At 32.9% G+C, this 20365-nt stretch carries 17 protein-coding genes; 9 read left to right on the top strand and 8 right to left on the bottom strand.

Annotated elements, in window-relative coordinates:
* Positions 1-216: 216 nt before the first annotated feature.
* The 7 genes from AC5P2S_RS09915 to AC5P2S_RS09885 all read right to left on the bottom strand — a co-directional run bounded on the left by AC5P2S_RS09915 (position 217) and on the right by AC5P2S_RS09885 (position 5182).
* Positions 217-498, bottom strand: a complete 282-nt coding sequence (locus AC5P2S_RS09915; protein WP_002978600.1) for a hypothetical protein — start codon at positions 496-498, stop codon at positions 217-219.
* 204 nt (positions 499-702) lie between these two features.
* On the bottom strand, positions 703-1245 hold the full coding sequence (locus AC5P2S_RS09910; RefSeq protein WP_198418454.1) for an MFS transporter: 543 nt from the start codon (positions 1243-1245) through the stop codon (positions 703-705).
* 11 nt (positions 1246-1256) lie between these two features.
* Complete coding sequence (locus AC5P2S_RS09905) at positions 1257-1634, bottom strand: MFS transporter (RefSeq protein ID WP_237730167.1); 378 nt, start codon at positions 1632-1634, stop codon at positions 1257-1259.
* Positions 1519-1896: an MFS transporter gene (locus AC5P2S_RS09900; RefSeq protein WP_002978603.1), complete on the bottom strand. Its 378-nt coding sequence runs from the start codon at positions 1894-1896 to the stop codon at positions 1519-1521. Before AC5P2S_RS09900 ends, AC5P2S_RS09905 begins: the two co-directional genes overlap by 116 nt.
* 27 nt (positions 1897-1923) lie before the next feature.
* A complete protein-coding gene (locus tag AC5P2S_RS09895) occupies positions 1924-3006 on the bottom strand; it encodes an FAD-dependent oxidoreductase (RefSeq protein ID WP_494554781.1) in 1083 nt (360 codons plus the stop codon).
* A 31-nt stretch (positions 3007-3037) separates the two neighbouring features.
* The gene (locus AC5P2S_RS09890; protein ID WP_494554780.1) at positions 3038-3790 is read right to left on the bottom strand and encodes a helix-turn-helix domain-containing protein; all 753 of its coding nucleotides are present in this window, start codon (positions 3788-3790) and stop codon (positions 3038-3040) included.
* A 1221-nt stretch (positions 3791-5011) separates the two neighbouring features.
* A complete protein-coding gene (locus tag AC5P2S_RS09885) occupies positions 5012-5182 on the bottom strand; it encodes a hypothetical protein (RefSeq protein WP_002978607.1) in 171 nt (56 codons plus the stop codon).
* A 444-nt stretch (positions 5183-5626) separates the two neighbouring features.
* Between AC5P2S_RS09885 and AC5P2S_RS09880 the strand changes: the two genes are divergently transcribed.
* From AC5P2S_RS09880 to AC5P2S_RS09860, 5 genes are all read left to right on the top strand, one after another.
* Positions 5627-6670, top strand: coding sequence for a hypothetical protein (locus AC5P2S_RS09880; protein WP_002978608.1), 1044 nt, complete (start codon positions 5627-5629; stop codon positions 6668-6670).
* 60 nt (positions 6671-6730) lie between these two features.
* A complete protein-coding gene (locus AC5P2S_RS09875) occupies positions 6731-7825 on the top strand; it encodes a putative phage abortive infection protein (protein ID WP_002978609.1) in 1095 nt (364 codons plus the stop codon).
* A 149-nt stretch (positions 7826-7974) separates the two neighbouring features.
* On the top strand, positions 7975-12240 hold the full coding sequence (locus AC5P2S_RS09870) for an NACHT domain-containing protein (protein ID WP_047096967.1): 4266 nt from the start codon (positions 7975-7977) through the stop codon (positions 12238-12240).
* A 122-nt stretch (positions 12241-12362) separates the two neighbouring features.
* Entirely contained in the window at positions 12363-14075 is a 1713-nt protein-coding gene (locus AC5P2S_RS09865; protein ID WP_002978612.1) for a hypothetical protein, read from the top strand.
* Between the two features lie 468 nt (positions 14076-14543).
* Positions 14544-14765, top strand: coding sequence for a hypothetical protein (locus tag AC5P2S_RS09860; RefSeq protein ID WP_002978614.1), 222 nt, complete (start codon positions 14544-14546; stop codon positions 14763-14765).
* Between the two features lie 225 nt (positions 14766-14990).
* On the opposite strand, the gene AC5P2S_RS09855 is transcribed toward AC5P2S_RS09860, so the two are convergent.
* Positions 14991-15569 (bottom strand): hypothetical protein, encoded by a 579-nt coding sequence (locus tag AC5P2S_RS09855; protein WP_002978616.1) that lies wholly within the window; start codon positions 15567-15569, stop codon positions 14991-14993.
* On the opposite strand from AC5P2S_RS09855, the gene AC5P2S_RS09850 reads away from it, so the two are divergent.
* The 4 genes from AC5P2S_RS09850 (at position 15563) to AC5P2S_RS09835 (ending at position 20364) form a co-directional block, all read left to right on the top strand.
* The gene (locus tag AC5P2S_RS09850; protein WP_494554779.1) at positions 15563-15694 is read left to right on the top strand and encodes a hypothetical protein; all 132 of its coding nucleotides are present in this window, start codon (positions 15563-15565) and stop codon (positions 15692-15694) included. The two genes, AC5P2S_RS09855 and AC5P2S_RS09850, sit on opposite strands and share 7 nt — an antisense overlap.
* A gap of 449 nt (positions 15695-16143) precedes the next feature.
* Positions 16144-16785, top strand: coding sequence for a Crp/Fnr family transcriptional regulator (locus tag AC5P2S_RS09845; protein ID WP_494554778.1), 642 nt, complete (start codon positions 16144-16146; stop codon positions 16783-16785).
* A gap of 278 nt (positions 16786-17063) precedes the next feature.
* A complete protein-coding gene (locus AC5P2S_RS09840) occupies positions 17064-18119 on the top strand; it encodes a hypothetical protein (RefSeq protein ID WP_029292686.1) in 1056 nt (351 codons plus the stop codon).
* A 13-nt stretch (positions 18120-18132) separates the two neighbouring features.
* Positions 18133-20364, top strand: coding sequence for a molybdopterin oxidoreductase family protein (locus AC5P2S_RS09835; protein WP_002978623.1), 2232 nt, complete (start codon positions 18133-18135; stop codon positions 20362-20364).
* The last annotated feature ends 1 nt before the right edge of the window (position 20365 follow it).

Genomic DNA, 20365 nt, shown 5'->3' with positions numbered 1-20365 from the left:
TAGATACTGTATCATCTTGCTTGAAAATTTTCGTACAATGCTTTATGTAAAATGCTCTTTAAAATTTCAGAGCTATTTTCTAGTCTCCTAAAGTTTTCAACATTTTTATTAACCTCAATATTTCCAATAACATTTCGATGATCTTTTACATCAAATAATATGTGGAAATTATGACTTACATTATGAATTGTTCTTTGTATTTCCATATTAAAATTTTTAAAAATTACTATCTATTTGAACCTTCCTCACTAGTCCATTTAAAAGACTTTCAAATGCTTCGCTTTGTGATTTTCCACCAGATATTTTAGAAATAAGTTCTTTAAGTTCAAATTTAAAAGCTAGTCCACTTCTTGGGTTGTAAAGTTGTCCAAATTCCCAATTTGTTTTATCAGACATCTGTTTTAAAGCAAAATATATAAGTAATTGCTTTAGATCAACTTTTGTTTGTGAAAAGTCATTTCTAAGATATAAGAAAATTGTAATAGTTCCAGAGTTCATATATCAAAGCTTTCTTGCCATTTTTAACATTTTTGTGAGGTGAATGATGGATATCGTAATCTGCTGTCCGCTGGTTAATTGATAAGCCATTTGAATTGACCCATCTTTGCCAATTTTGGAGTTACCTGATCAATAGATTAAAGGTGGTCAATTGGAGGGATCAAGCTATCGCAGTTTGTGCAAATAGTCTCGTCCAAATTATATTTATTTCCGCTGTTGATTCGAAGAATTATAATTGGTAAACATCACAGCAGCACCAAAGGCTATGAACATTACTGTTGCATATAAAATGGTAGGACTGTAAAAATAAATGGCAGCCACGCCCAACGGAACCAGCACATTGTTTGCCGATTGCAGGCTTTGATTTAAGCCTTGCAACTTTCCTTGTTCGTTTTCCTCGACTGATTTCGATAGTATTCCGTTGTAAATGGGGTCGAATAAACCTTCGCCTGAAATGATGGCAATTACCGCAAGGGAAATAACGACGGCTGAATTTACATAAATACTCGTGAGAATTAAACCTAGGCCGATACCCACGATAATTAATCCTGCTGTTCCAATATTTTTATCCGAAAACAGCTTCAATAACCACGGCAGTAAAATGGCTCTTGTAATAATTTCGCAAATACCCACAAAAGTTAAGATGCTGCCGATAAGTACAGGCGTCCCATGATAAATATCTTTTAAAAAAAGTGTGAAGTTGAACTGAAAAACATTTATCCCCACATAAAACAACAGACCTATCAAAACAAAAAATTTCAAGCCTCTAACAGAAAAATATCTTTGAAGTGCGAAAAGGTATTGAAGCTGTTAAGCGATAAATGTGTTGTTCGCTTTTCCTTTGGTAAAGATTCGGGGAGCAGAAAATAAACCGCAACGGCTGAAAGAAAAATCAAAGCGGCTGTTATAAAAAAAGTGAGCCCTATTGAAATGCTTCCCAATAAACCGCCGAGTGCCGGTCCGCCGATTTTTCCTATTCCCATAACCGCACCTATATAGCCGTACCATTTTGCTCTTTCATCAGCTTCTGTGGAGTCGGCTATGTAATAAAATAGTAATGTTACCTGCGGTAAGCCCGTCAATAATTCTTCCGACAAAAAGAATCCATAATGCACCACCGATACCAAACAATACATAGCCAAATACCGAACCGACTAAACTGATCAGCAGGAGTTTTTTTCTTCCGTACCTGTCGCTCAGCGCACCAAACACAGGTGCAGCAAAAAATGTACAGGCGGCGTATATCGACATCAGCAAACTAATTCCTACAACTATTTGTTGTTGCGGCAAATAGTTTCCAATCAAAAAGGGCAACAACGGAATTACAATCGAAAGTCCAATGGAGTTTAACAACACAATTCCGACTATAATCCATAGATTATATTTCTTCGACTTCATTTGTTGTATAAGGGATATTAAAATGCACTACTCTTTTGGAAAAAGTGCAGCTTCGTTGGATGCGGTTTGTTGTTGTGCCTCCGAAGCATAAGCAAACATCTGTCTTTCATAATCATCAATTGCAGCCTGGATACTTTCAAATTCCCTATTGGTCAAATTTTCTGCCAGATGCAAAGCGTCCAATAAACCTGTATTTACGCCTACGCCTGCATAGGGCGGCATTCCGTGCGCCGCATCGCCCATTAAAGTGATATGGCTATGGTTGTGCCAATTTTCCAAGGGAACCTGATACATCGGCAATAAAGTAAACTCACTTGTTGCTGCAAAAAGTTCTTTGTAAGCACCATCCCATTCATAGCACAGGCTACTTAAAAAAGCAGCTATTTGCTGATTATCATTGAGGTTGAGGTTATGACTTTTTAACCAACTCTCAGGTTGGCGAAAGCAAACATAATAATATAGCTCACCGTTTGTTTTGGGTTGGGAAAGAAAAAAGATGCGGTCATCCTTAGCTATTATTTTATCGTCAGCACATATATTTTTAAAATTGGGGCATTGGGATGCATAGTCAAGCACCTCGCCCGTGATAGTAATGGTTCCTGTATATCTTGCAGGCACTTCGGTCATTTCTTTTCTCAACCTGCTCATAATGCCGTTTGCGCCAACTACCAAATCTGCGGTTTCTGTGATGTCATTTTCAAAATGCAGCAGGAATGTTCCTTCTTTTTTTTCAATGGAGATAAACTTTCTGTCCCAAATGACCGTTTGAGGATGCAGGCTTTCAAGCAGTATCCTTCTCAAATCGTTTCTGTCAATTTCCGGATTGTCAGATATAGGAAGCGTTTGAACTACGTTCCCGTGGATGTCTGCAATTCTTCGTGCTGTTGGCCTTGCGTTATCAAAATAAGCAGCTAATATTCCCGCTTTTTCAAAAACAGCCTGTCCCATATCTTTAAGCAAGTCAAGCGTACCGCCTTTTATCCGGGCGTATTGATTTATGTCGCGTTCATAAACACTTACGTTTACTCCTTCCTGTTGCAGCAATCTTGCAAAGGTTAATCCAACAGGACCTGCACCAATAACAGCGACTTTTTTATCTTGTAACAACATAATTTTTGTGATTAAAATTAATGCTGCAAAATTATTTTGCTGCCGGAACTAAAAATTGTAAAAAACGGTCGTTTTCATTTTTGTGAAGTTCTTTGGGCGAAACGCCCGAAAGTTTTTTAATTTCTTTGATGAAATGGGATTGGTCGGTAAAATTGAGTTGTGGATATAATTCGCCTTTCTTAATATGGGTAAGCGAAGCCTGAAAACGGAGAATATTGCAATACGCTTTTAAAGAAAGTCCGAATTGTTGATTGAAATAACGGTTAATTTGCCGCTCGCTCCAATGCACCTTTTCGGAAAGTTCTTTTACCGAAATTTCTCCGTTGGCAGCAAAAATCAGTTTGAATAATTGGCGTTTGCGTTCATCAATTTTATCAGGTAACACAGATAGGATTTTGTGCGTGGCTTTTTCGCAGAAGGCATCAAAATCGTGTAAATCATTCACCGTAAAATCCCAAAAATGGTTGGGGAGTCCTTTTCCGCTGTTCCTTATATCGGCAATGGAATCCTGCAAAACATACTCTACAGCAAGCGGATTGAAATTCACTGCTAAAAAAGCTGAGACTTTTACATTTGTTATTTTAGGCTTGGTTTCTAATCCTAATAATGCAGTACGCAATTGACCGTTATCTGTAACGGTAAAAATCAAATCAACTTTTCCATTCGGAATAATAATGCCTTCCTCTATATGCGACACGTCCTGTAAAGCTGAAAAACAATAGACAAAATCCGCAAGCGTTTCTTCGGGTTTGATAAGACGGTATTTTATATTGGAATTTGGCATATTTTACATATAAAAATATTACAAACTTAACGAAAAATACGACTTCATTAGTTAAACGACTGTCTAAACTCCAAAGACGAAACGTTTGTCTTCGTCTTGAAAAAGTTTGCTGAATGACTGCAAATGCTCAAAGCTCAACTCGTAGATGATTTCACTAATTGTCTTGTCTGTCGGGGATAATTTTTCTTTGCTTTATCAATCAATTTATAGTGTATGTGTTGCTGTGTTGTTCATCCTGTCAACGTTTTGAGTAACTTCAATAAATAGCTTAGCGAAATGACCAATAAGTTTTCCATGGCCAATATTGCAGTTACATCTTCAAAAAGGTTTGACACTTGCAACTCCCCTCTACTGAAGTTTCATTCAAAGCCTTTTTCTATTTGTTTGCCGTTGGCTTGTGATTGTCAGTGACTTATCTATGTTATTTGTGATTACCAACACTAACTTCTTCAAATCTTCCAATAAAAAGTTCGGGTTCTGTACCAGCAAGTTCATATTTAATTTAAAATCAGCTCTGAGCGATTTTTACTTCTTTTGCTGCTTATCAATAATCCTCTGTCCATTGAATTTCAATTGCGGGTAATGGTTCAGATGTGGAGTTACTAATTTACTTTAAATCATTATGAATAAATGGCGAAATTAATGTATTCACTGTAATTACAGCTACTGTAGGTAATGTTCCAAAATTAGTGATGATTATAATTTTTGATGTCAATTTATTGAAAATCAATTAAAATAAAATGTAAAATTTTAAAATGAGAACAGTATCACCATGCTCTTGTTTATTTTTGAAAAAAAATATATCGCAAATAATTGATGATCATAACAGATGTATCAGATTTAGTGATGAGATTAAAAAGCAAAATTTTACATTTACCAACATAAACACCTCTAAATAAATATTAAATTTTGCTAAGTTATGTCCTTATTTTTACCAACTAGAAATAGATGAAATTTGAGCTGACTTATTTAGAAGTATGTCTTGTTTAGCCCTAAAATTATATGAAATTGAGATGTACAGCTGAAATGTATCAATTATAACTGTCGCATTCGGGAAATGTTAATTGTTTAATTTACAGTAATTTATAAGGTTGGAGGTGTACGGAAGTAGTACAAATGTATTTTTAAATTTATCGTTATTTATTTTAAATTACTGGATTACAAGCATTTAACGTGACGAGATTCGTGCGGAAAAGTAAAAAAAAAAGATGTTGCAGCATCTTAATCGTGTACCACTTTTGTACACCTCGTATTGTGTAAACCACCATTAATAAACACTTCCTTAGATACTGTATCGATAAATTCTTTTACATTTTCGTATTCCAGACTGGTGAATTGGCAGTTCCACAAACCCAAATAATAATCGCTTTGTGCAGAAATCTGCTGAAACATTGCCAAAAAAATTGTTAATAGGAAATCAAACAATGCTTTCCGTTCTCCAGATTATTTTTTGGATTTTTAATTCAAAATTTTCGTAAATTTAGTAGTATAAAAACAACGCCATTAAAAAACCTATTTTGCTAGCATTACGATGCTGTGCGCTCCTTAGTTTTCTGTTTAATTTTACCTCTTATGCATAACAGTACTAACCACAATACTCAACAACTGATAAAAGAATGAGTTGGCACGGAGACAAAAAAAGTAATTGAATATATAGATAGCGAGAAAAAGTAACGAAAGGTCAAAACTACCTATTGAATATGTAAGATATAAGTTTTCCTAATAAGATAACAGTCACCTCTTGCCCTGGATATTAGCAATATTTTGCATCTCGTAATATCAATATTTTTTTTAATGTCCATTTTGTATATTTGAGAATTGCAAACTATAAAACTAATGATCAAACCAAATTGGCAATTAAAATTCAGAGATTTACCTGAAATTCCCCCTTTGAAAAGATGGATAGATGGAGCTCATTACACAAAAGAACAAAATATTTCATTTAGATTATTACAGCATCAGGAAATCTCAAATGATGAACGAAATGACTTTATAAGTCTTTTTAAATTTTACGAAGATCTTGATATTGCTCTCCAAAAATTGGACTATTCATCATTTGATGCTAACGAATTCGACAACTTCAAAAGTTATATAGATTACGCATTTAATTATATTCCCTTAATGTCTAATAAGTTATCAGTAATTCACACATATAGATTGGTGGTTAATGAATGGGTTTCAAAAAAAAATGAAAGACTCAATAATATAAGTTTTTTAAAATATCCACCGATAGACATTGTAAAGAGTATAAATAAATATAATAGAGCAAATACTCCTAATACGACTGTATTATATACAACCGAGAATATTGATTCAGCTTTAAAAGAAATAAAGCCTCCCATTAATAAATTGATTACAGTTGGATTATGGAAGCCTAAAGAACAAAAAGAACTTGTTTCTTATCCAATTTCTCATAGCGATAGAGCAATGTATGTCAATCCAGGAGTGCAGAAGGCAACTGCAGCATTCGAAAAGTATGGAGATAGTCATTCCAAACTTTTAGTTGAATGGTCAAGACATTATTTTAAATTGTTAGGTAGAGAATTTACAAAACCTGTTTCCCATCATTATGAATATTTAATTAGTGCTATCTTTTCTGAAAGAATTCTTAGAACGAGGACTGACCCAAATCCTTCTTTTAATTTTGATTGTATTATTTATCCAAGTGTTGGAAATGATTTTGGGACGGATAATTTGGCTGTACATCCTGATTCTGTTGAAAGTAAATTTGGATTATTTCAAATTACTGAATTTGAAGTTGAGGAATCTTATTACGAAAAGGAATATGTAAGGAATCATCCTGAAGTTATAACTCTCGCAAAAGTTAAAAATAGAGTCAATGCAAAGAATATATTAAGTAACGGGGATATTATTTGGTAGATGTAGATTGCATTGGGACTAATAACTTAATCATATCGAGAACTAATTATGTATTAAATTTTGGAACAGAAAACAAAAGATCGCTTATTAATATTAGGTTTAATCGGGGTAATTGTAGCAATATTTCTATACAAAAACGGACCCGAATTAATTCAATCGAGATACTTCGATAAAGGAAATGTGGGAGATAGAGGTGCAATTGGTGATGCATTCGGAGGTACTGCTGGACCGATAATAGCGTGGATTGCATCTATTTTAACTTTTATGGCTTTTTACATACAGTATGAGGCAAATAAAGAACAAAGAGACCAGTTTGCAAAGCAAGCCGATGATACCGTGATAGAAAGGTTTGAAAACAGGTTCTTTGAGTTAATAAGAATTCACCGAGAAAATGTTGAAGAGCAAAATATACAAAATGTTGTTATTGGTAGAAAAGCTTTTACAACCTATTATTTTGAGTTAAGATATATTTATTTTGTGCTTGAACACAATTATGATAAATCGGATAAAAGTATTGTACTAGATAAAGAACAATTAACCAATTTAGCATATTTGATTTTTTTCTACGGAATTGGGCATGCGAGTGATGGTGTCTTTTCTCATATTGCGCCAAAAATTAATTCTACTGAATTTTTTAAAAATACTCTCAAGAGATTAGAAAGTGAAAAACTCACATACGCTCATTTTTTAAATGATAAGAAAAAATACGAAAATCAAACGGGCTACAAAGTTTTAAAGCTGAAAAATCTTGAAATTACACATAAGGGGAAAAACGCTGTTTTTATACAATACTATGAGCCTTTTACAGGGCATGGTACCAAGATAGGTCATTATTATCGACACTTATTTCAAACAGTGAAGTATGTACATTCTCAAGAAAATGAATTATTTACTGATGATGTAAAATATGATTATGTAAAAATGGTGCGTGCGCAGCTATCAAATTTTGAACAAGTAATTTTATATTATAACTCAATATGTGTTCTTGGTAGTGCTTGGATTACAAATGATTATATTAAAGATTATCACTTGTTGACTAATTTACCTCTTTCATTTGCTGACTTTGGAATACAACCTGAAGAAAAGTTTAAAGCTGAAATATCAGATGATCCTAACTTTTTTGATTGGTTAACGTTAAGGAACTCGCTTGCATAAATTACGTAGGATGGATCCTAGTTCTTGATTTTTTTTTGAATTTTCAAAAAAAAATATTTTATTAATCGGATTGCTTTATTCTTATGAATAATAGTTAGTATGTCTTGCTTTAATTTTAAGATTTGCTAAATTTACACAAACAGATTTTCATGTTAAATAGTACACAGATACGAGTTTTTGTTTCCTGTCCTGGAGATGTAAATGATGAAAAAAATATTATAAAAGAGGTTTGTAAATCTTTAAACCATCAACTCTCTATAAAAGATCGAGGGATTTTTTTTGAAGTTTTAGACTTTAAAGATATTGTGGCTCCCTGGGGAAACAGATCACAAGAGGAAATTAACTTTAGATTTTCAGGGTATGACATTTATATAGGATTATTGTGGATGAAGTATGGTACAGCTTCTGGAGCAGATGATCCGGCAACCGGAAAACCATATGGATCTGGTACAGAAGAGGAGTTTCGGTTAGCTGTCCAAAAGTTTAAAGATGGCCAAAAGATTGCCATTTATTTTTTCTTCAAAGAGCCAAGGAAATCCACCAGTATTAAAGAAACGGAGGATTTGCTCAAGGTCCAGAAATTTAAGACAGAAATTCAAGATAGTGGTTGGGTACATACGTTTCCTGATTTGGCGGATAAGACTAGTTTTGTCAATAAAATCCATCAAGTGCTTAATGATTGGGTATGGGAGGTAGAACAAAAAAAGAGAGTAGAAGAAAAAAATGAATTTTTTAAAGAAAACCAAGTAACCACAGCAACTGCGGAATCTATTGATTTTTCCAATTTTATTATTGGTATAGTGCCCTACAAAAAAGTTATACATCGTACTTTAAGTCCGTATGATTCAAATGCTGATTCTATAGATAGTTTTTTTGATACATCAAATAGAAAAACATTAGCTGAATTAGCTGCAGAAGAAACAAGGATAGTAGTGTTAGGTGGTGCAGGATCCGGAAAGTCTACCGAATTATCTAATCTGGTAGCACACTATTCAGTTCCAAATTCCCCATTTGTTCCTGTTTTTCAAAAGATGAACACCTACGTAAATGAAAATATAGAAGATTTTCTACCAAGAGATTGGAACAAAATACCCGAAAATATTTGTTTAGTAATTCTGGATGGTCTGGATGAGATTGAGCCTGTAAATTTTAATACTGCGGTAAGAAAGATAAGTTCTTTTTCAAGTAAGTTTCCAAGCATTCATATTGTTATCTCTTGTCGAACTAATTTTTATGAATTTCCATCAGACATTTCAGGAGGTACACTTTCCGATTTTGATGTCTACTTATTTGATGATATCGATGTTAAGGACATTCGAACATATGCGCATGAAGAATATCAAATTAACGGGGGTGAATTTATAAAAGAAGCCTATAATAAAGGTTTCAAAGATCTTATCATACAGCCCTTTTTCCTTCAGATTTTGCTGGAAAAATATAAATTAAATGCAGACTTAGAAATTAGTAAGGCCGATTTACTAAATGAATTCATTGAGAAAAGGTTCGACTTTGATCAAATACATTTTAATGGGACAACTAACTTAAAGTTGCAGAAGAATAGGGTGATGGAATTATTGCGAAAAGTTGCCCTAACTATGGAATTTATGGGTAAAAATTATGTTTCTTTTGATCAACTAAGCCAAATTTTACCTGATCCTGCTGATCTAGATTTAATAAGATATTCTACCACGTTTAAAAATTTTGATGATGATCCTGCAGTGTGGGGTTTTGAACATAATAATATTCAGGAATTTTTAGCAGCAAGCTCATTACATGAAATGTCAATTGAAGAAATAAAGGAAACAATTTCTTTTAAAGGTAAGATTATTAAACCCAGTTGGGTAAATACTTTGTTCTTTTTGATGAGCATAATTGATGATAACAAAAGAAAAGGATTAATCGAATGGATACTGAAGATAGAACCGGAAATTTTGGTCAAGATAGAACCAGATAAAATAGATCCGCAGATAAGATTTGAAATTTTTAAAAATATCTTCAATCATTATAAAAAACAAGGGGTATGGCTAAGATCAAACAAGTTCACTGCAATAGAACTTGCACGTTTTGCGCCAATGGAATCTGCTAATGAATTTCTCCTTAAAGAGCTCTTAGATAAAAATAATAGCAGATATACGAGATTGAATGCGCTTCATCTGATCGATGATCAGCATCTTGGAGCTCAAGAAAATGTAAAAACAAAAGAAGCTCTTTTATCTTTTATACTTGAAGAAACTACTGATGTTCATTATTTTAATGCGGCAGCCTATGCACTAGGAACACTTGGGTATGCAAACCGAGCTGTAATTGATGAATTGATGAAAGTTTATGGAAAAAGAAATAATCAATATATCCGTTCGGCTATGTACAGGCTGATACATAAAGCCCAGCTCGAGAGTGAATATGTTGATTATTTAATACAAGGACTGGATATTTCGGAACAAGATAAAGATAGGGATAAGGTCAACTTATTAGATGAAGAGATGCAGCTTACTGAAGTTTTTTCTGCCAATTTTGGAATTGAAGCCCTTAAAAAAATACTAAAATATCTTTCTGACGATACTAATAGTAGAGTGTTGTTTAGGCTAGATAATCGAGAAAAAGTACTTAAAAGTATTATCGATCAATCAGCAGAACTATATAATCAATACCCTGATTTATATGATCTTATTAATAAAGCGTACAAACATAATATTCGTTTAGGTGATGAAAAAAGTTTAGATATTTTAAGTAGCTTTTTTAACAAAACCGAAACTTCGTTAAGAATATTTAAAGAGATTTTTGGCAATAGTGCAATTTTATCATATGAAAGAGCCCATCTTTACAAAAGACTTGTAAATAAAGATGCTATAGATTATGTTATTGGATTGTATAAAGAGCATAATTTAACAAATGAAGACCTGTTATCATTTTACAAAGAAGTGAAGTGGTATGGAAGCCAACAAATTAAGGAAGAATTTAACTATCTGGAACAACAGATCAGGGAAAATTCAAAGGTATTGGACAATGTAAGTGAACCTACTATTGTACAACAAAATAATGAGTGGGCGCAGAAGAACACTGATGTTTTCTTCTCAAAAGAGCTATTCAAACAGGAATTAATTCACTTTTTTGATCAGCATAATATTGAAAAGCTAGATTGGGATTTGCTATATCAGCATAGAAAGTATGATGAAACAGATATTCTTAATGGACCATTCGAGCTTCTTGCAGATTTTACCAGAGGAAATAATGAGGTCACTGTTGAACAGGTTTTAGCTTTTGTTGAGCAAACGGATAAATTTGAAGATTATCTTTTCACAAGTCTGAAAGACAAATTGACAGGTGATCCTAACATAGAATTAAACGAGATGCAGATAAATCAGCTTGCTGATTGGGTAAGGGATAGGGTTTCTAAAGCTGATATAAAAAATGCAATTACTGTTAGTAGTTCTGGCAGACAAAGAGCAACATTTGATAGACAAGTTCAAAATCTATGGTATTATATTTCTAGGTTTGAAATAAAAATAGGTAAAGAAAAAATTCTTGATTTTACAACCCACTATGATTTAAATAGAAATTCTGATTCACTAGACTTTAATGTGATAGAAAAACAAGTAGGAAAGGAAGAAGTAGCCAAAAGAGTCATTGAAAATCTTGAGAAAGATATTGATTATGATGCTTCTTGGAAAAATAATGCTATTTATGCTATTGAAAATGGATTGGAGGGCGCTTACCAATTTATTTTTGCTGCTTTGGCTGGTACTACATATGATGAGTATGCTAAAAATGAGGTTCTGCGGACTTTTGATAAATTTGTAGATGATCCTAAAGATTTGCTAACGCTGCTATATGTTGTAGCAAATGATACAATTAGATGGGAAATTATAAATTTAATTCTTTTAAAAGAAAGCTGCAAAAATGAAATCACAGCATTTCTTACGAACATAATTGACAATGATGAAGAACCTGAACAAGAGAAATATCGTGCTTCACAACAGCTAACAAGAGTTGGAGATTTTGATGGGACATTGTATTATCTAAACTATATGTTAAACCATAGTGATGACGATAGCGAAGATGAATTTGATTTTTATTACGATGCAGCATATCTGAAAAATATTAGGGATTTGGTTTATTTGCCAAAAATGATGGACTTACTAAAAATATCTAAAACCCAAAAAGACAGGGATGAATTTGACCGTCTTGAAAACTATGTTACTGAGGTGCTCACAAATATGGCTAGTGAAAGTGAGGAGGGGTTATACAAAGTAACAGAAGCCTTAAATTTATTTATAGTAGAAAACCAAGGAAAAATTGAACATATTAATTTTTTCTATCCATTCATTGAGAGGTTAGAGCATCAATTTTATTTATCCCAGTCTCAAAAAGGAGATTTGAAAACTGCGTTAAGAGAAGTGGCAAAGATTTTACGTTAGTAAGTAGCCATAATTTTGCTTATCAATAATAATCTTAAAATCTCAATAGTTAAAGTATTAATATTTTTGATGTCTAAAGACTTAATATACTTAATTTATTGTTGTTACCACTGAAATCAAAAATGAGAAAATTGAAAAGTCGAAGATACTTAAAATTAGTTGTTGCTCTTGGTTGGAAAGATATTTTTCCAGAAAAAATCGAAAAAAGAAATGTCTTAGACTTTTTAACAGGAATAGATCCTGATGTTTTACTAATAACTGTTTGTGCTATAAATCAATCTCTTGATGAGGGAGAGTCTTTTGAAGATAACCTAATACAGTCATTATCAAATGCTGAGAAAAAGAAATATAGGCACGAAATCAGTAGGATATTAAGTATCTTAGATAAAAAGAACTCTGACTCCAGTATTAATGAAGAAAAATGTATTTTTAATACGAAAGCAAATAGTTTGTTAATCAAAAAAATTGTTGAAAATTATGTTTATCTGAAAGAAAAAGCAGACCCTGACTTTGAGTCATTTCCTTTTATTAAAGCGTATTTACTTTTTAATACAGAAGTTTATCCTGGAAACAAATTTATGGATGATATTCCACCAGCGTATTTTAAAAGTTTATCTCAATTTATTATTACTGCAAAAACCATAGATTTCGATTTTGTATACCATCAGCTCTTTATCTTTGCTAGGTTACGATCTTTATTTGAATACTTGTGCAGAAATTACTCAGGCTTTCTACAGAAGTTTGAAGAAAAATATAATATTAATGGTCTAGATAAATACATTTTTGACCAGCTATCTTTATTAAACTATCTAGACGATAAAAACTATATACGTCTTAATCCAGAAAACTCAAATGAAATTCAAATAAAAGAATTTTGTGAAGAGCTATGTATAAACAGCTTATTCAATAAGAATAAAATTGAGCTCAAATATTTTCCATTGCTTAAAGACTCTGATGATCAGAATGGTTATTTCGTATTAAATAAAGCCTACTTGTTTCTATACTTTTATCATAAGATTAAGTTCAAAGCTTTCCAGTTTTTGACTGAAGAATATAATGCTTTTAATTCTTATAATGATTTCTCCTCCGAATATGCTGAAAAGGGTGGAGAAGAGATATTATTCAGAAACCTTATTCAACAGTCTTTAAAAAATAAATATTACAAAATTATATTTAATGATACTGATAAGTCATTGATAGATGGTATGATATTTAATAATAGGCATATTTTCTTATTTGAATTTAAGGATTATGAAAGTATCAATAAATTGGATTCCATTTATAACTACGATGAGGTTGAGAAAATATTAGATAAAAATTTTGTTGAAAAGAAAGGTGTTTCTCAATTAATTTCAATGATTAAAAGACTCAAAGGTAATAGCTATTTTGATGAATTTATCATCAATAAAAAAATTAAAACCCATACTATTGAAATATACCCAGTTTTGGTTGTTTCAAATGCGTTTTATAATATCCCTTCATTAGAACATTATTTAGGAATTAAAATGTCTGAAAAAATGAAAGAATTAGACACTGGCTTTAAGAAAGTTCATAATTTAACAATGCTTGACTTAAATTCTTTGGTTGAATTAATATATTATAATAACCAGTTTGATTTAGTTAAATGCCTTAAAGAATATGCCTTGAAAAAAAGCAAATTTAACGAGAATGTTATCGTTCCTAATTATCCTTCTTTTAGAGATACTTTTGTCAAAACTGATGTAGTAAAGAATGGAGATTTTATTACCCAATTTTTAAAGTCTACAAACTTTGATGATAATGAAGATATCAAAGCCATGCCGGATGACTTTTTCAAGCTTAGAGGAAAGGCTTAAACTGTTTCTATATTTGAAAATGCATAAAATACTTAGATATTTTGGCTATTACAGGCTAGGAGTTAAAATATATCAAGTGCCAGCAATTCTGCATAAAATATTCCAGCGTATTTACAATTTTTAACAATATTGGTAATGGGACGTGCAATTAGATAAAATGCTACATCATTTTGGCGACGTTTTGACAATATTAATCCTATAACAACGATAGCTTTAGAGGATTTTTTGTAGCCATAATCTTAGTCTTTCTATATCTAGAATATTATTCTTTATACCAAAATCATCTCTATCAAGACATTGTTATACCATATGAATCTTGAATAATATTTTGATCTTAATGATAGTATTTTCTTTCGGATTTATTGTCGATTTTTATTGAGAATTAAAAGAGAATTGTAAGCTTTTATCAACAACTTTTATAATTGATGGAAAGTAAGTCTCTTTCTTTTAAATAAATAATAATCAATAGTGTCTAACGGCAAAATAAATAAACAATTATTTATCGACAGTTCAAACAAATCTGATCTGTCATCATTTATGAAGTTTCGTGAAATATCCTTGGATCAAGCAATTAAAATACTTAAAGATTCTGGGATAAGTGTCTCAAAAGACGAGGCTTCTGAAATTTTAGAATTTCTTCATGCACTTGCAAAAATTACAATTAGAGATTTTTTATTAGATAAAGATTAATTTCTTAATTTTAAATTTATTCATCATTGAACTTTTAACGGAACTAGCTAAGAATTGTATTTTTTGTCTGCTTAATTAGTTTTTTCAGAAAATCGCTTCGCTCCCTAGTTAGATTATGCAGAGTAGAAATAATATAATTTTTAACTTTGTTCTTTTTGTTACTTTGCTCATTGTAGATTTAATATGGCAAGAGTACTACGAGTTTCGCAATTTCATTTAAATCTTCTACAAAATTTTTTGGAAAATGTACCTTTGAGTCACTTGGCGGGAAAAATTACTTTTAGGAGTGGTTTTTCCTTTTTTTTTACTTCGTAATTGATTGCTAATCAATAGTATTTGAGCTAATGCTGAATTCAATTTAGGTGTTCGAAATGCTGTTTCTTGAAATTCCAATTTTTCAGCCAATATCGAACACAATATCGAACTTTTTGTATAATTATCGCCTTTTATATACAGTTGAGAAAGGTTTGGCAAAATATCCAGTACTTGTTCAAGTTTAACTTTTATATCAGTATTTTTACTTGAAAGTTTTTGATTTTGCAAGGCCATTTCTAAATTATCAATTTTCTGCTTACTTTCATTTTTGATAATCTGATAATCATCAAAATCTAATCGATCTTGTAAATATTTTTCTCTTGCGCTATCTAAACGATTATTCAAATTAACAATCTGCTCAGAAATTTCTTTTTTCTGAAGATCAATATTTTTCTGTATGTATTTAAAATTTGTTAAGATGACTTCTTTTAGTAATTTATTAATTCCATCATGATATTCGTATTTAGGGAGTTCATTTTCAAATGCCAAGTTTACTTTACTGGAACTATGCCTGTAACCACATTTGGAATTACAATGGTAGTAATAATAAACATTTTTCTTTCCTCTTTGTCATTCTGAGCATCTCTGGAATCCAGAAAATGGAAAAATACTAAATCCCGAGACGTTTGAAAAATTACTTTTAAAATATAGTGAAACAATTACATGTGTAATTTTTATGGGTGGAGAATGGAGTTGTTTGGAATTGCTAATTTTAATAAATATCGTAAAAAAAATTTCGTTTAAAAGTCGCTTTGTACACGGGTTTGAATGAAAAACAAATCCAAAGAAAATACCCTGAATCATTAAATATTCTAGATTTCATTAAAACGGGAAAATGGATTTCAAGTTTAGGTGGACTCGATAAGTTAAAAACGAATCAAATATTAAAAGATTTAAGATCTGGAGAAATATTAAACAAATATTTTCTTCACTAATCTTTTAAGCCAAGACGCATTTTAATGTGTTTATTTGTTATTCAAAGTGTATTCATCTACATTTGCAGTACATCCTTCAGTTTTCAACTATGAATAAAAAATTAAGTGAATGTAGTCATACGTGTTTTATGTGTCAAAACATAACGCAGGATTGGTGGCAGATGATTGACCTAAAAAGGTTTTTGATCAAGGTTAAAAAGGGGCAAAAATTCATAGAGGAAGGGAATGAGATGTCAGGAGTTTACTTTATACAGGATGGTTTTGTAAAAGTTCATAAGCATTGGGAAGAGCGTGAAATGATTGTGAGATTTGGTAAAAAAGGCGATATAGTCGGACACCGCGGAATTTCGACGGCTAATTTACTTTCTCCAATTTCTGCCACGGCAATGATAGATTCTGTTCTCTGCTTTGTAGAACTGGATTTTTTTAAAACCTTGTTGAAAACCAATAATACTTTTGCTTATGAATTGATGATGTTTTACGCAGAGGAACTGCACTGGTCTGAACAAAAGATGGCAAGTTTATTTCAGTTGTCTGTAAAGAAACGTTTTATCGTTAACCTTTTATATCTTATTGATCATTTAGGACTTGATAAAGACAATGTTTTAAAAGCTGAACTAACCAAGACAGATTTGGCGGCATATATAGGAACAACCTATGAAACTATGCACCGGGTAATTTCAGAAATGGTAAACGAAAATATCCTCATATTTTCAGGAAAACGAATAAAGATTGCAGACTTAGAGAAATTGAAGTTAGATTTTGTTTAACTTTTATATTATCATCATTTAACACCTTTTTTGAGGTGTTTTTTTTATAGGAACTAGATTAAAAGGGAAATTTCAACTCATTTTTAAAATATGATGTAAATCATATTAAATACAAGTTATTGTTAATCAATTAGGTATTTTATATTATTTACATCATTTATTTTGAATGATTTTAAATAAGACATCTGTATCTTATTTAAAAATTGGTTATTGTATCTTTGTTTAAGAAAAAAAAGTGGTTCTTGATTGTAAGTGAGTTATCATTTAAAACTTTGCACATGTTCAGTATTTTTACAAATATAAATAAGAAAGCATTTTTCAATGCTATTATTGCAACGTTCGTTGTAATTGCTATCACAGTGATAGGCTCTCTGAATTTACAGAATTTTGACGCAGCCTTGATCATATACTTTTTCGGAACAATAAGTATGACCTTTGGCGTAGTTTACCATCATTCTGTTTGGAAGCAGCGTCCGGCTACACAAAAGTATTGGAAACGCACCTGGGAATTTATCTTCAGTAAAGATTATCCAATCTATATGAAAGAGGTGATTCGTCTTTCTGTACGCAACATTCTCTTTCAAAGGTTTATTATGCCAAGAGGAAGAATGCGATGGCTAGGTCACTTTCTTTTAGCAACGGGATGTTTAATTTCTTTCGGAGTTACTTTCGGGCTCACCTTTGGCTGGATGCACTTTACGTTAAAAGCTGGAACAACGGATATGTATGAAACCCATATGATGGGGATTACAGTAATGACTTTTCCACTTAATACTGTGATGGCACTTATCCTTTTCCATATTTTGGTTTGGACTGCTATTATGGTGATAATAGGTTGCTTAATTATGATGCACAGAAGATTTGTAGACGAGGGATTAATCGCAACACAATGGTTCGAAAGAGATTGGCTTCCATTGATTTTACTCGTTGCAGTTTCCGTCACTGGTTTGGGAATTTGGTTTGATTACTCTTATCTCGAAGGAAAAATGAGCCAGTTTATGGCAATCACACACGCAATTACGGTTGCAATGTTTCTGATGTGGATTCCGTTCGGGAAGTTTTTTCACATTTTTCAAAGACCGGCACAAGTTGGTGCAAATATCTATAAAATAGAAGGAAAGCGCCGTGGAATGCAAACTTGTCCACACACAGGCGACGAATACACAACTTCAATGCACATCGAAGATTTAAAAGAAATAACCCAGGAAATGGGATTCGATTTAGAAAATGAAGAGGGGAAAAGTTATTTAGATTTCAGCCCGGAAGGAAAACGGGCAATGCTTGCAAAAGCACATCTAAAAGCACGACAAGAATCTGGAACTTATTTTGGTTAAAATTTAAAATAAAATGGCAAAATTACCTGTAACAGCCGACGAAATCATCAATGTTTTCGGACCGCACAAACATTATCCAAACAAAGGTACAGTGAGGTCTAATCCTCAAAATCCTGATGCTTTGGTAAAAACGCATTGCTGTTTTTGTGGTTTGCAATGTGGCATTCAATTAAAAGTAAAAGACAAAAAAGTCGTAGGTTTTGAACCTTGGAACGATTTCCCTTTTAATGAGGGTAGACTTTGTCCAAAAGGTGTTCAGCGCTATATGCAGGATAATCATCCGGACCGTTTGCTTTCGCCATACAAAAGAGTAGAAGGTAAAGGTTTTGTGCCGATAGAATGGGATGAAGCGTACGATGTTGTGATTAATGAAATTAAAAGAATACAGGAAAAATACGGAAAAAATTCTTTCGCAATGTTGTCCGGCGTTTCTCTTACCAATGAGAAAAGTTATATGATCGGGAAATTTGCCCGAGTTGCTTTGAAAACCGCAAACCTCGATTACAACGGTCGTCTTTGTATGGTGAGTGCAGGTGCAGGAAACAAAAAAGCCTTTGGAATGGACAGGTCTTCCAACAGTTGGGCAGATTTGGCGCACGCAGAAGTCATCATCATTACCGGAGCAAATGTGAGCGAATGTTTCCCAGTTTTAACCCATAAAATCTGGGAAGCTCGTGATAACGGAGCCAAATTGATTGTCATCGACCCACGTCAGATTCCGATTGCCAGAACTGCCGATATTCATCTGCCATTGAGACCCGGAACCGATTCTGCATTGACGAATACAATGTTGAAAGTTTTAATTGATAATAATTGGCTGGATAACGATTTTATTCATAATTACACTTCAGGATTTGAAGAAACTGCCGAAGCTGTAAAAGATTGCACTTTGGAATGGGGAGAAGAAGTAACCGGAATTCCGAAAGAATTAATTTATAAAGCCGCAGAAATGTGGGGTAAAGCCAAAACAAGTTTTCTGATGCACGCTCGTGGAATCGAACATCATTCTAAAGGCGTTCAAAATGTTTCAAGCTGTATCAATTTAGTTTTAGCAACCGGTAGAATCGGGAAACCTTATTGCGGTTACGGGACGATTACAGGGCAAGGGAACGGACAAGGCGGTCGTGAACACGGTCACAAATGCGACCAACTTCCAGGAAACAGAGACATCGAAAATCCCGAACATCGAAAATTTGTTGCCAATGTCTGGGGAATCAAAGAAGAAGATATGCCCGGAAAAGGTTTAAGTGCTTATGAAATTATTGAAGCTATCAACCGAGGCGAGATTAAAGGTTTACTTTCAATTTGTTTTAATCCTTTGGTTTCTTTGCCAAATAACAGTAACGTTCGTGCAGCATTAGAAAAATTAGAGTTTTACGCCGGAATTGATTTCTTTTTATCAGAAACTTTGCGCCACGCCAACATTATTCTCGCTGGTTCATTGCAGGAAGAGGAAGAAGGAACAACAACTTCTGCAGAAGGTCGCGTTATCAGAATCCGTGCAGTAGTTGATCCACCCGGAAAAGCAAAACGGGACAGCGAAATTTTAATGGAACTCGCCAGAAGATTAGGCGAAGGAGATAAATTTAATTATAAAAACAGCGAAGAAACTTTTAATGAATTAAGAGTTGCATCCAGGGGAAGCGCCGCAGATTATTACGGAATTACTTACGAAAGAGTAGAAAAAAATCTCGGAATTTTCTGGCCTTGTCCTACCGAAGATCATCCCGGAACACCGAGACTTTGGGAAGACAAGGTTTTCAATACCAATGATAAAAAAGCGCATTTCAACCCAACGCCTTATAAAAAACCAACCGAAGAACCAGACGAAGATTATCCGATTGTGTTGACAACGGGTAGAGTTGTAAGCCAATATTTAAGCGGTTCTCAGACAAGAAGAATTGGGAAATTAGTTGATTTGTATCCCGAACCATTATTGGAAATCCATCCAAAACTGGCAGCGAAATATGGCATCGAAGAAAATGATTTAATTAAAGTTTCTACAAGACGAGGAAGCGCATTATTTCCTGCAAATGTGGTGGAGACCATCAGACAAGACACTGTTTTCATTCCTTATCATTGGGGCGGAGTCAATTCTGCAAACCAATTAACGGTCGATGCTTTGGACCCGGTTTCAAAAATTCCCGAGTTTAAAGTTTGTGCCTGCAAAGTGGAAAAAACAGGACGAAAAAAAGGTGAAAATTCAAAAGAATTTGCCAACCAAAGTAGAGATATTCAATATTAAA

The sequence above is a fragment of the Epilithonimonas sp. 33E genome (genome assembly GCF_059372615.1).
Note: the sequence above shows the minus strand (reverse complement) of the source record. Positions and strands in the feature narration are given on the sequence as shown.